This window comes from Mycobacteroides saopaulense (assembly GCF_001456355.1).
Taxonomy (GTDB): Bacteria; Actinomycetota; Actinomycetes; order Mycobacteriales; family Mycobacteriaceae; genus Mycobacterium; species Mycobacterium saopaulense.
On the sequence record NZ_CP010271.1, the window covers coordinates 3,676,764 to 3,690,817 of the forward strand.

Annotated in this window: 16 protein-coding genes; 5 read left to right on the forward strand and 11 right to left on the reverse strand. The window is 65.1% G+C overall.

Annotation, left to right across the window (positions count from 1 at the left end; all coding sequences use genetic code 11):
• The first annotated feature begins 7 nt into the window (after positions 1-7).
• Entirely contained in the window at positions 8-643 is a 636-nt protein-coding gene (locus tag MYCSP_RS18425; RefSeq protein ID WP_070909310.1) for a LysE family translocator, read from the forward strand.
• Between the two features lie 52 nt (positions 644-695).
• Here the strand turns inward: MYCSP_RS18425 and MYCSP_RS18430 are convergent, their stop codons facing one another.
• On the reverse strand, positions 696-1,742 hold the full coding sequence (locus MYCSP_RS18430) for a TIGR03617 family F420-dependent LLM class oxidoreductase (RefSeq protein ID WP_070909309.1): 1,047 nt from the start codon (positions 1,740-1,742) through the stop codon (positions 696-698).
• Positions 1,743-1,775: 33 nt separating this feature from the next.
• Here MYCSP_RS18430 and MYCSP_RS18435 point away from each other — a divergent pair, with 33 nt between their 5' ends.
• On the forward strand, positions 1,776-2,798 hold the full coding sequence (locus tag MYCSP_RS18435; protein WP_083013454.1) for an NAD(P)H-dependent glycerol-3-phosphate dehydrogenase: 1,023 nt from the start codon (positions 1,776-1,778) through the stop codon (positions 2,796-2,798).
• Here MYCSP_RS18435 and MYCSP_RS18440 read toward each other — a convergent pair whose 3' ends face one another.
• From MYCSP_RS18440 to MYCSP_RS18470, 7 genes are all read right to left on the reverse strand, one after another.
• Positions 2,799-3,602 (reverse strand): RsiV family protein, encoded by an 804-nt coding sequence (locus MYCSP_RS18440; protein WP_083013453.1) that lies wholly within the window; start codon positions 3,600-3,602, stop codon positions 2,799-2,801. It lies immediately after the preceding gene.
• 21 nt (positions 3,603-3,623) lie between these two features.
• Entirely contained in the window at positions 3,624-4,115 is a 492-nt protein-coding gene (locus tag MYCSP_RS18445) for a hypothetical protein (protein WP_083013452.1), read from the reverse strand.
• Positions 4,116-4,152: 37 nt separating this feature from the next.
• Positions 4,153-5,220, reverse strand: a complete 1,068-nt coding sequence (locus tag MYCSP_RS18450; RefSeq protein WP_088414626.1) for a ferredoxin--NADP reductase — start codon at positions 5,218-5,220, stop codon at positions 4,153-4,155.
• A gap of 10 nt (positions 5,221-5,230) precedes the next feature.
• The gene (locus tag MYCSP_RS18455; protein ID WP_070909304.1) at positions 5,231-6,094 is read right to left on the reverse strand and encodes an SDR family NAD(P)-dependent oxidoreductase; all 864 of its coding nucleotides are present in this window, start codon (positions 6,092-6,094) and stop codon (positions 5,231-5,233) included.
• A gap of 27 nt (positions 6,095-6,121) precedes the next feature.
• A complete protein-coding gene (locus MYCSP_RS18460; protein WP_088414628.1) occupies positions 6,122-7,726 on the reverse strand; it encodes a flavin-containing monooxygenase in 1,605 nt (534 codons plus the stop codon).
• 92 nt (positions 7,727-7,818) lie between these two features.
• Entirely contained in the window at positions 7,819-8,805 is a 987-nt protein-coding gene (locus tag MYCSP_RS18465) for an AurF N-oxygenase family protein (protein WP_083013448.1), read from the reverse strand.
• A 107-nt stretch (positions 8,806-8,912) separates the two neighbouring features.
• Positions 8,913-9,896: a diiron oxygenase gene (locus tag MYCSP_RS18470; RefSeq protein ID WP_083013447.1), complete on the reverse strand. Its 984-nt coding sequence runs from the start codon at positions 9,894-9,896 to the stop codon at positions 8,913-8,915.
• Between the two features lie 171 nt (positions 9,897-10,067).
• On the opposite strand from MYCSP_RS18470, the gene MYCSP_RS18475 reads away from it, so the two are divergent.
• The gene (locus MYCSP_RS18475; RefSeq protein ID WP_070909300.1) at positions 10,068-10,433 is read left to right on the forward strand and encodes a DUF4873 domain-containing protein; all 366 of its coding nucleotides are present in this window, start codon (positions 10,068-10,070) and stop codon (positions 10,431-10,433) included.
• A gap of 12 nt (positions 10,434-10,445) precedes the next feature.
• On the opposite strand, the gene MYCSP_RS18480 is transcribed toward MYCSP_RS18475, so the two are convergent.
• Positions 10,446-11,045: a TetR/AcrR family transcriptional regulator gene (locus MYCSP_RS18480; protein ID WP_070909299.1), complete on the reverse strand. Its 600-nt coding sequence runs from the start codon at positions 11,043-11,045 to the stop codon at positions 10,446-10,448.
• Positions 11,046-11,094: 49 nt separating this feature from the next.
• Between MYCSP_RS18480 and MYCSP_RS18485 the strand changes: the two genes are divergently transcribed.
• The gene (locus tag MYCSP_RS18485) at positions 11,095-11,535 is read left to right on the forward strand and encodes a PaaI family thioesterase (RefSeq protein WP_083013446.1); all 441 of its coding nucleotides are present in this window, start codon (positions 11,095-11,097) and stop codon (positions 11,533-11,535) included.
• Positions 11,535-12,101: a TIGR03086 family metal-binding protein gene (locus MYCSP_RS18490; protein WP_088414630.1), complete on the forward strand. Its 567-nt coding sequence runs from the start codon at positions 11,535-11,537 to the stop codon at positions 12,099-12,101. Before MYCSP_RS18485 ends, MYCSP_RS18490 begins: the two co-directional genes overlap by 1 nt.
• A 13-nt stretch (positions 12,102-12,114) precedes the next feature.
• Here the strand turns inward: MYCSP_RS18490 and htpX are convergent, their stop codons facing one another.
• Both htpX and MYCSP_RS18500 read right to left on the reverse strand, forming a co-directional pair.
• On the reverse strand, positions 12,115-12,987 hold the full coding sequence (htpX, locus tag MYCSP_RS18495) for a zinc metalloprotease HtpX (protein ID WP_088414632.1): 873 nt from the start codon (positions 12,985-12,987) through the stop codon (positions 12,115-12,117).
• Positions 12,988-13,056: 69 nt separating this feature from the next.
• Positions 13,057-14,043: a polyprenyl synthetase family protein gene (locus MYCSP_RS18500; RefSeq protein WP_088414634.1), complete on the reverse strand. Its 987-nt coding sequence runs from the start codon at positions 14,041-14,043 to the stop codon at positions 13,057-13,059.
• Positions 14,044-14,054 lie beyond the last annotated feature (11 nt).

Consider the following 14,054-nt stretch of genomic DNA (forward strand, 5'->3'; position numbering starts at 1 on the left):
TGGTCCGGTGATACCCACAACGCATCTGATCGGGTTCGCGATCGCGGCCTACGCCCTGATCGTGATCCCGGGACCCAGCGTGCTGTTCGCGGTGGGTCGCTCGCTGAGCCTGGGACGTCGATCGGGTTTGGTCACCGTCCTGGGCAACACGGCGGGCACGGTGGTGCCGTTGGTGCTCACGACGGCCGGCCTGGGCGCACTGCTGGCAGCATCGACCTGGGCACTGACGGTGGTCAAGCTCGTCGGCGCCGCGTATCTGATCTACCTTGGGATACAAGCGATTCGGAATCGCAAGTCGCTGATCACGGCGCTGGACACGGCTGCGCCCGCGGCGGGTGCACACCGCGTGTTCCGGCAGGGCTTCATCGTCGGCATGACCAACCCGAAAACGGCGCTGTTCTTCGCTGCGGTGCTGCCGCAGTTCGCCGACCCCGCCGCGGGATCGGTATCGGTACAAATCGCGGTGTTCGGTGCGATCTTCGTGCTGATAGCCCTGGTCTCGGACAGCGTGTGGGCGCTGTTGGCCAGTACCGCACGCAACTGGTTCGCCCGCTCCCCCAAGCGTCTTGAGGCGGTCGGGGCAACCGGCGGGTGGATGATCGTCGGGCTGGGCGCCGGTGTGGCGGTGAGCTCCTCGTCCTAGCGCCGAGATGACATTGACGCCGTCATTTAGCCCCGAATCTCCCGCTTCAATGTCATCTCGACGGGAAGGCGGCCAGCAGCTCGGCCAGCAGTGCGCGGTCGGGCCGGTACGGGGTGTTGAAGCCCAACCGGTGCACCAGATCGCCATAGCGGGCCTGCAATTCGCGTGCGCCCTGCGCGGCGTCGGTCACGGTGACGGCCGCGGTATCGACGAAGTCCTCGTCGATCAGCTCGCCCATGGCATCCCATTCACCTTGTTTGGACAGCTCTTTCAGTTTCGGGCCGACCTCTGCCCGGCCGTGTAATTCCAGGATCGGCCAGTAGGCGGGGGTGGATCCGTAGAACGCGAGCTGCTTGCGCACGGCCGTGCGTGCGCGCGCCAGCTCGGCCTCATCACGCCCGATGACGATCATCGGCGAGTGGTGGATCTGAATGTCGGCCAGCGTCTTTCCGGATTTCGCGGCGCCTTGACCCAAGGTCGGCCGGGTGACCTGTGCCAGATAGTCGGGTGTGCAGAACGGGTGTGACAGAAATCCATCGGCCACCTCCCCGGCCACCTCCGTCATGGCGCTGCCGACACCGGCCAGCCAGATCGGGGGCGGGCCAAAGTCGCCCACCTCGGCCGGATCGGGCATGAACATCGGCGTCATGAGGGTGTGCTGATAGAACTCGCCGCGATAGTCCAGCGGCCCGCGCTCCTGCCACGACTGCCAGATGGCGCGAATGGCCAGCACCATGTCCCGCATGCGCGCCGCCGGGCTGCTCCACGGCATGCCGAACCGGCGAGTGATGTGCGGCTTGATCTGTGTGCCGAGGCCCAGGATGAACCGGCCACCGGAATAGGCCTGCAGGTCCCAGCCAATATTGGCCAGCAGCATCGGATTTCGGGCGAAAGCGACCGCGATCGAGGTGCCCAGCGCGACATTCTTGGTGTGCTGGGCAGCCAGCAGTATCGGCAGAAACGGGTCGTGCGCGCCTTCGAATGTCCAAATGCCGGCGTATCCGGCTTCCTCGGCCTCGGCAGCGTCGGCAGCCATGGTGTTCAACCCGGTCGTGAGCGTCACATCGATCAACACCTCACTCATATTGCCGAAGTCCATATTCGAGGCGCACCGGGCCCATACCCTGGCGGCATGCCAGCACTTCGCGAACCACAAGTCGTCGTCCTCGGTGGCGGGTCCTGGGGCACCACGGTGGCCTCGATTGTGGCGCGGCGCAGTCCCACTCTGCAGTGGGCCCGCTCCCCCGAGACAGTTGCGGATATCAATGAACGACACCGCAATTCGCGATACCTGACCGACGAGGTGGAGCTGACCGAGAGCCTGCGTGCCACCTCCGACCTCCACGAGGCCGTCGAGCAGGCCGATGTGGTGATCATGGGAGTTCCATCGCACAGCTTCCGCGAGGTGCTCACCGAGATCGGGCAGTCACTGCGCCCGTGGGTGCCCGTCGTCTCGCTGGTGAAGGGGCTCGAGCAGGGGTCGCGGATGCGGATGTCGCAGATCATCGAGGAAGTGCTGCCCGGGCATCCGGCGGGCATCCTGGCCGGGCCCAATATCGCCAAGGAGGTGGCCCGCGGATACGCGGCCGCCGGCGTGGTCGCGATGCCCGACCAGCACCAGGCAGCGCGCCTCGGGGAGCTTTTCCGCACGTCGCGTTTCCGTGTGTACAGCACCAACGACGTGGTGGGTGTCGAGATGGCCGGGGCGCTCAAAAACGTCTTCGCCATCGCCAGCGGCATGGGTTATGCGATCGGGATCGGCGAGAACACCCGCGCCATGGTGATCGCCCGAGCGCTGCGGGAGATGACCAAACTCGGTGTGGCCATGGGCGGTAACCCCGAGACCTTCCCGGGCCTGGCGGGTCTGGGCGATCTGATCGTCACCTGCACGAGCGCCAGCAGCCGCAACCGGCACGTGGGTGAGGAGATCGGCAAGGGCAAGACCATCGACGAGATCATCGAATCGATGAACCAGGTGGCCGAGGGGGTCAAAGCCTCATCGGTGGTGATGACCCTTGCCGACGAGTACGGCATTCAGATGCCGATCGCCCGCGAGGTGGACGGGGTGATCAACCAGGGCTCGACGGTGGAACAGGCCTACCGCGGACTCATGGCGGAAACGCCCGGCCACGAGGTGCACGGCACCGGATTCTGATCAGGCCGGCAGATACTCGGGCTTCACCACATCGCGCAGTTCGGTCAGCGCCACCCGACTCTGCATCGGGCCTTCTGCGTACGCCGCCACCCGGTACGGCTCGAAAGAGAACAGCAGCGCGTCGCCGTCCAGGGAGAAGTCTTTGAAGTTTCCCGGCTCCGGAACCGTTCCGGTGTCGACGAACTCGGTGCCCACCCCGCCGAGCTGCGCGCGTAGGTCGGTACGGACCAGCGCAGAGATCTTGGCCAGTGCGGCCGCCGGATCGATCAGCAGGGTGTCCAGGGTGATGGACTGTTTGGTGGTGCGATCGAACGCCAGAGTGCGGAACGCGAAGCCCGGGTGGTAGCCGCCGAGTGACTCGCTGATCGAGAACCGCACGCTGTCGGAGGGATGCACTCCCTTGCCCTGGTAGGCCTCGAAGCTGACCTGAAGTGCCCACGGCTTGCCCTCGGGCGGGGCACCCGCCCGCTCGACGGACTTACGGAAGTTGGCGCGGATGTCCGCCACCGTGTCGTCGACGGCCCGCTGCAGCTCGGGGAACGACGAATCCCACTGGACGGGGATCACCAGATGCTGCGTGCTCTGCGGCGTGGTCTCGTCGACGACGCAGCCTTGCGCCGCGTCCCAGCGGCCGCCGTGTTTGGGGCACGCGGCCGCCCCGGACTGGTCGACGGCCGGTGTAGGGGTGGCCGTGGTCGAGCTGGTGGATTCCGCGACCGGAACATCCCTGGGTGCTTCTCCGCTGTCGCAACCGACGAGGACGATGCCGCACGCAGCGGCGATCAGCAGGTACCCGAGACGCATGCAGACCAATCTAATCGGCCGCTAGGTGGTGTAGCTGCCACCCGGACCGACCACGAAGCCGTTCTGCCAGCGATTGTTGACGCAGGTCAGGGTGCCGCCGCCGTCTAGACCGCAGCTGACCTCGCGGTAGCTCAGCCGGGATCCCGGCGGCAGGGGCTTGAAGGGCTCACCACCGAAGCCGTAGATCGGGCGGTCGGTGCTGGCGAAACCGGGAGCATTGCTGCCGCTGACGAGGTTCGCTCCGTTCGGGGCACCCGGCAGCGGCCCGCTGCAGCCGTAGCTGGCATCGGCCCGTTTGATCAGGCACGAGATCCCACCGGGGATGGTGAAGCCGTATGCCGTGTCCGCCATCGTGCTGTACTCCAGGGGCGACACCGGGGTGAGTCCGTTGACGTTCGGAAGCCCGGACGGGTCGAGGGGGTTGGGGGTGTCCGGGTCGGCGGATGCCGCCCCCGCCAGCATCACGGCAGCGACGGCGCTGGTCACAGCGCCAAGGATGGGCAGGATACGCATCCCGTGACCATATCCAAGATTGCGCGCAATCTCGCGTCTACTGGTCAAAGACGATATCGACGCTGTCGGTGATCGGAACGGCCTGACAGGCGAGCGTCAACCCCATCGCGAGGTCGGCATCGACCAGGGTGTCGTTGCGCAGCATCCGCACCTCGCCGCCGCGCACCGTGCAGGCGCACGCACTGCACGCGCCTTCGCGGCACGAGTACGGCGCGTCGAGGCCTTGCGCCAGGAGCACATCGAGCAGCGGGGTGTCCCGCGGCCACTCGACGGTGACCTGGGTGCCGTCGAGTTCCACGCGGGCCTGGGCGGCATCCGCGCCGCCTTGCGGCACCACGATATCGGCGAACGGGTCACCGGACAGGGATTGGTAGAGCTCGATGTGTATGTGGTTGGCGGGCATCCCGACAGCCGACAACGCGGAGCGGACCTCGTCCATGAAGGGCGCCGGGCCGCAGACGTACGTGCTGTACCGCGTGTACGCGGCGAACAACTCGGACATGGCGTCACGCGTGGGCAGGCCACGTTCGGCTTCGAGCCAGTGCACGACGCGCAGCCGATCCGGGAACTCCACCATGATGTCATCGATCTCGGCGCCGAAGATCACGCTCTGCTCGTCGCGGTTCGCGTAGAAGAGATAGACCGTTCCGGCGCCCCCGAGCAGCACCGACTTGGCGATGGACAGCATCGGGGTGATCCCACTACCCGCGGCGAGCAGCAAGAAATCTCCGTCCAGCGAGCGCGGCACGAAGACCCCGGAGGGGGTGAGCACCGTGATGTGGTCTCCCACGCTGACGTTGTCGCACAGCCAGTTCGACGCGTACCCGCCCTCCGTGCGCTTGATGGTCACCACCAAATCGTCATCGAGATGCGGGGAACTGGACAGCGAATAACAGCGGGCGACCGAGCCCGTGCGTTCACTGGGTATTTTCAGCGTGAGGAACTGGCCCGGCCGGTACCGGAAAGCGTCGACGAGCGCATCCGGAACCTCGAATACCAGGGACACCGCATCCCCTGTCTCCCTGATGATCTCGACGACCTCAAGGGAGTGAACATGAGGGTTTCCCGTCACCTTGCGCACGTCGGGCGTCACAGTGTCTGTCATCGACGGCCGCCTACAACTCGATACCGAAGCGGCCCGCGATCTTCTTGCCGACCCCGTACTTGCCTATTCCGTAGAAGGGCGCCATCAGGTCCTCGTAGCGCGGCCCGATGATGCGCGGTATGGCATCGAACACGCGCGCGTCGGGACCGATCAGGACGCGGGGGCGGTTCTTCTCCACCCCCCGCAAGATGATCCGGGCGGCCGAGTCGGGACGGGTGATCGCCATGAGCTGGAAGCCCTTTCGCACGGTCTCCCGGTCCACACCCTCGGGGATACCACGCGCACTGGAGGCGATGTTGGTCTTGATGCCGCCGGGGTGCACACAGGTGACCCCCACGGGATACTTGGCCGCCCGGATCTCCTGACGAAGCGATTCGGTGAAGCCGCGAACTGCGAATTTCGCGGCGTTGTAGGCACTTTGAGAAGGTATGCCCATCAGGCCGAACACCGACGATACGTTGACGATGTGGCCGTCGCCCGATTCGATCAAATGGGGCAGGAATGCCTTGGTGCCGTGCGCGACTCCCCAGAAGTTGATGTTCATCAACCAGTCGAAGTCATCCCATTCCATGTCCTTGACATCGGCCGACAGCGCCACCCCGGCGTTGTTGAACACCAGGTTGACCTGACCGAACTCGTTTTTGACGTCGGCGGCGTGGGCATAGACGGCGGCCCGGTCCGCGACGTCCAGCTCGAACGGGATAGCGGTCGCACCCGCCTTCTCACAGCGCCCGGCGGTATCGGCCACACCCGCGGTGTCGATGTCCGAAAGCGCCAGCCGCGCACCACGCTGCGCCAGCGTCAAGGCCAGACTGCGGCCGATACCCGAACCCGCGCCGGTGATCACGGCGACCTTGTTGTCGAAGTCCTTCATGGTTTCTCGCTTCTACTGGGCGGAAGACTACTTTGCGGCCATGCTCGGCGAGGTCTGCCGAGGCCCGTTCGCGAGCGGGACGGTCTTACGCACCGCCGGACGCACCGCGCCCTCGAACTCGTACTCGGACGGGTCGACTTTCCTTGTCTGCGACCAGTACTCGAAGGTGAAACCAGACCACAACGTCCGATTCTTACCGTGCTCGTCCAGGTACCAGCTCTGGCAGCCGCCGCTGTTCCACACCGAGCCTTGCAGCTTGCGTTGAACCTCGGCGTTGAACTTGTCCTGCGCCGCGGTGGTGGGCACGATCGCCTGGGCGTAGGCCTCGTCGACGTGTTTGATCGCCTCGGTGACGTAGTGGATCTGCGACTCGATCATGAACACGATCGAGTTGTGTCCCAGTCCGGTGTTGGGCCCCAGCAGGAAGAAGAGGTTGGGCATGCCGGCGATGGTGATGCCGCGGTGTGCGGTGACGCCCTCGGTCGACCAGCGCTGGCCGAGATCCTCGCCGTTCTTTCCCTTCAGATCCAGGTATTTGTACGAGTCCGTGACGTGGAATCCGGTGCCGAAGATGATGGCATCGACCTTGCGTTCCATCCCGTCACCAGTGACGATGCCGTCGGCGGTGACACGGGCGATGGACTCGGTGACCAGTTCGGTCTTCGGGTTCTCGATGGCCTTGTAATACGTGCCGGACCCCAGCAGACGTTTGCATCCGGCGCGGTAATCGGGCGTCACCTTGCGGCGCACCTCGGGATCTGAGATCTGGCTCTTGATGTACGAGCGTCCCAGCAATTCCACGCCTTTGAGCAAGGCCGGACGCCGGTTCATCGCGTACGCGCCGGCCTCCGCGCCGAAGTACATGCCGCTGCGGAACAGCGCGCGTAAACCGGGAACGCTGGCGAACGCCCGTTTGGCCAACGGGCCGAACTCGACGTTGGTGCGCGGCAAGACCCAGGGCGGGGTGCGCTGGAACAGCTTCAGCTCGCCGACCTTGCCCACGATCTCGGGGACGAACTGAATCGCACTGGCGCCGGTGCCGATGACGGCGACCTTCTTACCGGTCAGGTCGTAATCGTGGTTCCACTGCGCGGAGTGGAAGACCGGCCCCTCGAAACGATCCAGATCTTCGATTTCCGGGATGCTTGGGATGTGCAGAGCCCCTACGCCGGAGATGAGGAACTGGCAGATGTACTCCTGCCCGCTATCGGTGAACACGTGCCAGCGGTACTCGTCCTCATCCCAGTATCCGCGGGTGACACGTGTGTTGAAGGTGGCGTGCCGGTATAGGCCATATTTGGCGGCGACTTCCTTGAGGTAGTCGAAGATTTCCGGCTGCCGGGAGAACAGTTGGTCCCAGTTCGACCGCGGTTCGAACGAGAAGGAGTACAGGTGGGTGGGCACATCGCAGGCCGCGCCGGGGTAGGTGTTGTCGCGCCAGGTGCCACCCATCTCGCCGGCCTTTTCGAGGATGAGGAATGGCACGCCCATCTTCTGCAACGCGATGGCCGCCCCGATGCCCGAGAACCCCGTGCCGACAATCAACGCACGAATACGAATGGGCTCCGATGAACCGCCGTCAACCACGGTATCGGGCTGCTGCCCTTCGTGCGATGTATCGGTAACAGTCATGTGGCGCAATCTCTTTCTGTTTCACGGGTGAACACTTGACATGGCTGAAACTGGCTCATCGCACCGGCAATGAGCCAGTTCTCTTGTCGCGCTTACCGCGCCTTGATCTCGGCGAGGATGTCGTCCGGCATCGCGCGTGACATCCGCAACAGGCGGCCGGTGAATTTGCCATCCAGGAAACCGATCTCATGCATGAAACGCATCAGCGGCTCCGAAACCCAGGTCGCATTCTCGCGGTAGTACGGCGATGTCAGGAAGGCGATAAATCCGCGGAGGGGATGGATGCCCACCGCCCGGTAGGCCTTCGGGTTGAAGAGCACCGGGTAGATGCCGATGACCGCCAGGGCGAAGACGGCCCGGTGGAATGCGTTGGAGACCGGACCCCGCTCGCCGATCTGGCGCACCAGTTCCTCACGTGCATAGGTGATGTGCCGCGCTTCTTCGAGCACGTGGATCTTCATGAGCTGGCGGGCGTGCGGCTGCACCGTCTCATCCATCATGGTCTCGCGCTGCGCGCGATCGAGCACCTCTTCGACCAGTAGCAGACCGCCGAGACCCGAGGGACCCAGCGGCACCAGGCCGAGAAGCCGGATGACACGCGTCGCGAACTTGGGATAGGTGTACGGCTCGATGCCGAGCTTGTTCACCAGGCGACCGAACATGGTGGAGTGACGGGCCTCCTCGCTGATCTCGGTCAGCGCGTAGCGACCGTGATCGGTTGCTCCCCCGTTCTGCTCGACGACCTGACGCCACAACATGGCGCTGAGGCCGGTCTCGACGTAGATGCCGAAACTCAACACAGAACCGAGCTCGTGGCGGGTCAGTTCGATGCGCTGTTCCTGGGTCAGCTTGTCCCACAGCTTGGTGCCGTACAACGATGTGCGGCGCGGGGTGGCCCAGTACAACCCCGGCACAACCGGTGCGTCCCAATCGATGTCGACTTCGCCGTCGTAGGCACGGTCGGCGGCCGAACGCAGCAGCCGTTGAGCCGTCTTCTGCCGATCGCCCACGGACTTACCCCGAACCGAGGAAGCGCCGGCCTCGTGAAGCGCCGTCGTCGGCTGGTCGATGGTCGTCATTGATCCCACCCTCCAATTTAATGCATTACTTTAAGTACCCGTTACTTTGCATACCGTAAACTGAGTCTCACCGTCACGCGCGGGTTTGTCAATCCCCCACGCGTGCGTCAGAGCAGGCCTCGATCCCTGAGAATTGTTCTCGCAGCGCCAGTTCTGAACATTCCCGCATCCTCGGCGACGTCGAAGTAGCGCCGGAGCAGCGCCGCGTTCCGGCGGCGGAGGTTCTCACTGCGTGCCGCGGCCCGGCGCCCGGCACGTCGGGCCAGGCCCACGCTGCCGTAGACCTGCGGCCGCACGATCAATGACGTTGCCAACACCGTCAGCAGTGCCAGCGACACGTCCGCCATGGCCGCCGGGAGGTACCGGCGAGCGTCCACGGCTCGATACAACTCGTCTTCGGCGAATTCGAGCTGGCGACGGCCCACCAGGACACAGATCTTCGCGACCTGCCGGACCACGGGTTGGGCCTGCTCGTCCGCCTCAAGCTCACACATCAGCTGGTGAATCAGCTTGTGCAGCAGCAGAATGAATCCGCGACCCAGCGGGCCGTGCGGGATGAGTGGCACGAAAAATCGCTGTAGACGCTGCACGGCCACCGGGGCCGGCTGGAGCTCGAGTCCCGTCTTGTTGATCAGACGGCCCACCATGGTGGCGTTGCGGCTGATATCGCGCACACTGGCCAACAGAAACCTCGTGTAGTCGTCGGCCAAGGTGTTGCCCTCGATGACATCACGGAACATCAACGATGCCAGCGCACCTTGGGCGTCCACCACAAAACTCAGCAGACTGACCAGTTCCTGACGCGCCAATTCCTCTTGTTGCCCCATCGACAGCGCCTCCCACTCCGGCGTGCCGTACAGCGACACCTGCCGGGCGGCCAGCCAGTGCTTCGCCTCATCCAGGGGCGCGTCCCAGTCGATGTCCAGCTCGGGGTCGTAGCTCAGTTCCGTCGCCTCGAACAACAACCGGCGGGCGGTCTTGAGCCGATCACCAACCCGCCGCCGCCGTGCGGGAATCTCGCCGTCGACCGTGGTGGCCGGGGTGAATGCATAGTCGGCGTAGTTGATGTCTTTGTAACTGCTGGACGTCACGTCAATACCTTCTGGTCAGCCAAGGACAGATACACGTATCTGACAGTATGGGGTACTGTTTGTTACGGATATGTCAGCGAGTTTGCCGGGGCGGTGTCCCGGTTGTCAAGAGGTAGCCACGTCCGCTGCGGACCCACACCTATCCCCACGCGGGATCACCCGAGGAGAGTCATGAGCCTTCCCCGACAGGACGACACCAACAGCGTCTTCGCACACAGCCCGCATGACGATTCGGACTACATCGGCGAAGCGACGGTGACCGTTCGCGGTGTCGATGTCCCGGTAGAGCTGGAGCTCAAGGGGTACAGCGAGCCGATCGACGGCATCTTCCGCTGGATCGGCCGCATCAGGCCCAACGAACAGCTGACCGCGCTCGTCGGCGACGAGGCGCGCGTGAAAGCCACCATCCGCACCGCGCACAGCGCGCGGGATGCCTTCATCGGCGATCCCGACCCATGGAATCGGTACCGGGTGATCGGCAAGAGCACCCCGCCATTCCACGTGCCCACCAAGCTCTCGGAAGTCGAAGCGGAATAACGCCTTTCGCCCTCAACGCCGGCGCGTGCGGACGAGCGCGATCAGTTCGCTTTCGACCTCGCGCAGCGGCTGCACCGAGTGTGCGGCCTGCGCCTGCAGCAGCGCCCCCTCGATAGCACTGACCGCCAACGAGGCCAGGCTCTCGACGCCCTCGGCCACCCCCGAGTCGCGGAAGGACTCCTCCAACCGGGTGCGCATGCCGATGAAGGCGGCGTTGGCCGCGGCCCGGATCTGCACCTCGCCCGGCCCGGCCAGCGCGGCCGCGGCATGGGGGCATCCGGTGTCGAAGTGGTGGGTCTCGAGCTGGTTGACCCACCACGCGATGAACTTGGTGATCAGGTACTCGGCGTCCCCCCGCGCCCTCAGCGCATCCAAGAATCCGTTGGCCAGCTCAGATGCCTCTCGCTCGGCCTCAGCGATGAGTTCCGCCTTGCCGTCGGGGAAGTGCTGGTAGATGGAATTGCGTGCGGTACCGCTGCGCTTGAGCAGGTCAGCAAGGCCGGTGGCATGCACGCCGCGTTCCCGCATCATGGTGATCGCGCTGTCGATCAGCCGTTGCCGTGGGCCCGGTGCCACCTCGGCCTCCTTACCCCGATGGACCAATTGGTCCATCGGCTGCTACCGTCGATATGGACCAATCAGTCTACGCGGAAGGGTGGCCATGACCACGGAAATCGAGAATCTGTCCGGACTCGAACTGATCCGGACGATGGGCGCCTGGCCCGAGTCGGTACCCAACATCGGCCGCATGCTCGGGATGCAGCTGGAAGAGGTCGAATTCGGCTCCGTCTCGTTCAGCCTGGTGACGCGGCCGGAGTTCGCCAACCCCCTGGGCACCCTGCACGGTGGAATCTGCGCGACGCTGCTCGACTCGGTCTTGGGCTGTGCCGTGCACTCCATCTTGGAGCCGGGAATCGGTTATGGCACACTAGAACTCAAGGTCAACTATGTCCGCGCGGTGCCCACGAACGGTGAACGCCTGGTGGCGTCCGGCCAGGTCCTGCATCCGGGCCGGCGCGTGTCGACGGCCGAGGGCAAGGTTGTCGACTCCCAGGGCAGGTTGGTGGCGCACGGCACCACGACGGTCATGGTGTACCGCTGATGAGCGCCTCACGCGAAGCAGATCGCGCAGTGATGGGACCCGCGGAAGACTTCGCCCGCGCCTCGGCAGCCATCGAGACCATGCTCGGTGCGGTGCGCCCGGATCAATGGGAAGCCTCGACACCGTGCACGGAGTGGAACCTGCGCCAACTGGTGGACCACCTCATCGAGGTGAACTACGCGCTGGCCGAGCGCTTCGGCGGAACCCGCGGTAAACCGGCCGACGACCCCGGGGCGGGGTACCGTCAGTCGGCCCAGGCATTGAGTGACGCCCTGGCCCTTCCGGGCGTGCTGGAGCAGACCTATGCCGGCCCATTCGCACACACAACCGGCGATAGGCAGCTTCAGGTCCGCATGGCGGATCTGTTGACACACGGCTGGGATCTGGCGCGAGCCACCGGCGTTCGGCCGGATCTACCTGCCGATCTCGTCGCCGACGCACTCGGTTTGGTGGAGAAACTGACCGGCGCATTCGCGCGCTCGGGGAAGTTCGGGACTCCGCAACCCGTCGCGGCAGACGCGCCGGTGCTGGACAAGCTGGCCGCCCTGAGCGGACGGATGGTCTAGCTCCCGCGGACGCCTAGAAGCGGGCCATATCCTCAAGGCGCGCAATGCGATCAGCCATCGGTGGATGCGTCGAAAACAGCGCCGCGACCCGATCGCCGGCCCGGAACGGGTTGGCGATCATCAGGTGCGACTGGCTGGCCAGCTGCGGCTCGGGCGGCAACGGCGCGGCCTGCACCCCGCCGGATATCTTGCGCAGCGCCGAAGCCAATGCCAACGGATCACCGGTCAGCTCGGCACCGGACTGGTCGGCCTGATACTCCCGAGAACGGGACACCGCCATCTTCACCACCGTGGCGGCAATCGGGCCCAGCATGGAAACCAAGAACAGCGCGATGGGATTCGGGCGGTCTTCATCGCCGCCGCCGAAGAAATTCATGAACATCGCCATATTGGCCAGCCCCGAGATGACCGCGGCAAGGGCGCCAGCCACGCTGGAGATCAGGATGTCACGGTTGTAGACGTGCGAGAGTTCATGCCCCAACACGGCGCGCAGTTCACGCTCGCTGAGCAGATCGAGAATGCCCGTCGTGCAGCACACCGCCGCGTTACGCGGATTACGCCCCGTGGCAAAGGCGTTCGGGGCATTCGTATCGCTGATGTACAACCGGGGCATCGGCTGGCGTGCGACGGTCGCCAGCTCCCGCACAATCCGGTACATGGAGGGCTGCTGCAACTCCGTGACCGGCTGGGCGTGCATGGCGCGCAGAGCCAGGGTGTCGCTCTTGAAGTACACGTACGCGTTCATGCCGACGGCAAACAGCACGGCCAGCAGCAGGATGCTCTTGCTGTGGAACAGCGAGCCGATGAACACGATCATCGCCGACATGCCGCCCAGCAGCAGCACAGTCTTGAGTCCGTTGGCGTGGCTCGGTCCTGCCGTCGGCATTAGCTTCCCTTTCCGTTACTTGGTTTCACTCAAGCTAACGAAGCAGAGACTGCTCGGGTTCCGGGCCCGCTATCCGTGGCGGCGAACGGTGTACTCGATGAGCACGCCCAGGGCGTCGCGGGCATCGCCCGGTGGCAACTCCGCCAGTTCGGCCTTGGCGCGGTCGGCATAGTCGATCACGACGGACTTTGCCGCCTCGAGCCCGGCGGAGGCCCGCAGCAGCGTGAGCGCCTCTTCCACCTCGCCGTCGTCGGTGATGGGCGCGGCCAGCAGCGTGCGCAGCCGGTCAGCGTCGGGACCGGTGTCACGCAGGGCGTAGAGCATCGGCAGGGTGTGCACTCCCTCCCGCAGATCCGTGCCGGGTGTCTTGCCCGACTCGTCGGTGAGGCTCTCGATGTCGATGATGTCGTCGGAGATCTGGAAGGCGGTGCCGACGATGGCGCCCAGGCGGCTGAGACGTTCGATCTGATCGTCGTCGCAGCGCGAGGTCATCGCGCCGAATCGCCCCGCCGCCGCGATCAGCGACCCGGTCTTCTCGTGAATCACCTTGAGGTAGTGCTCGGTCTCGTCGCCGCCCTCGGGCACCCCGACGGTTTCGCGCATCTGGCCAGTGACCAGTTCGGCGAAGGTTTCCGCGACGATGCGCACGGCCGTCGGACCCAGGCGGGACACCAGACGCGAGGCGGTGGCCAGCAGGTAGTCCCCGGCGAGGATCGCCACGTTGTTGCCCCACCGCGCGTTGGCACTGGGGACTCCGCGACGCTTCTGCGCCTCGTCCATGACGTCGTCGTGGTACAGCGTTGCCAGGTGAATGAGCTCGCAAACCGCTCCCGCGAGAATCACCTCGTCGTTGTCCGGGTCGGGCCCGGTCTGAGCGGCAAGCACCGTGAACAGCGGGCGGAAGCGCTTACCGCCGGCATGGAACAGGTGCAGCACGGACTCCGTCAACAACGGGTCGGACTGCCCCAGCTCGGTCACGATGAGGCTTTCGATGGCCGCCAGATGGTCGCGCACCTTTGCGGCGAATACGGGATCACCGAGGTCAACTCCGGCCACCGTGGTCGAGT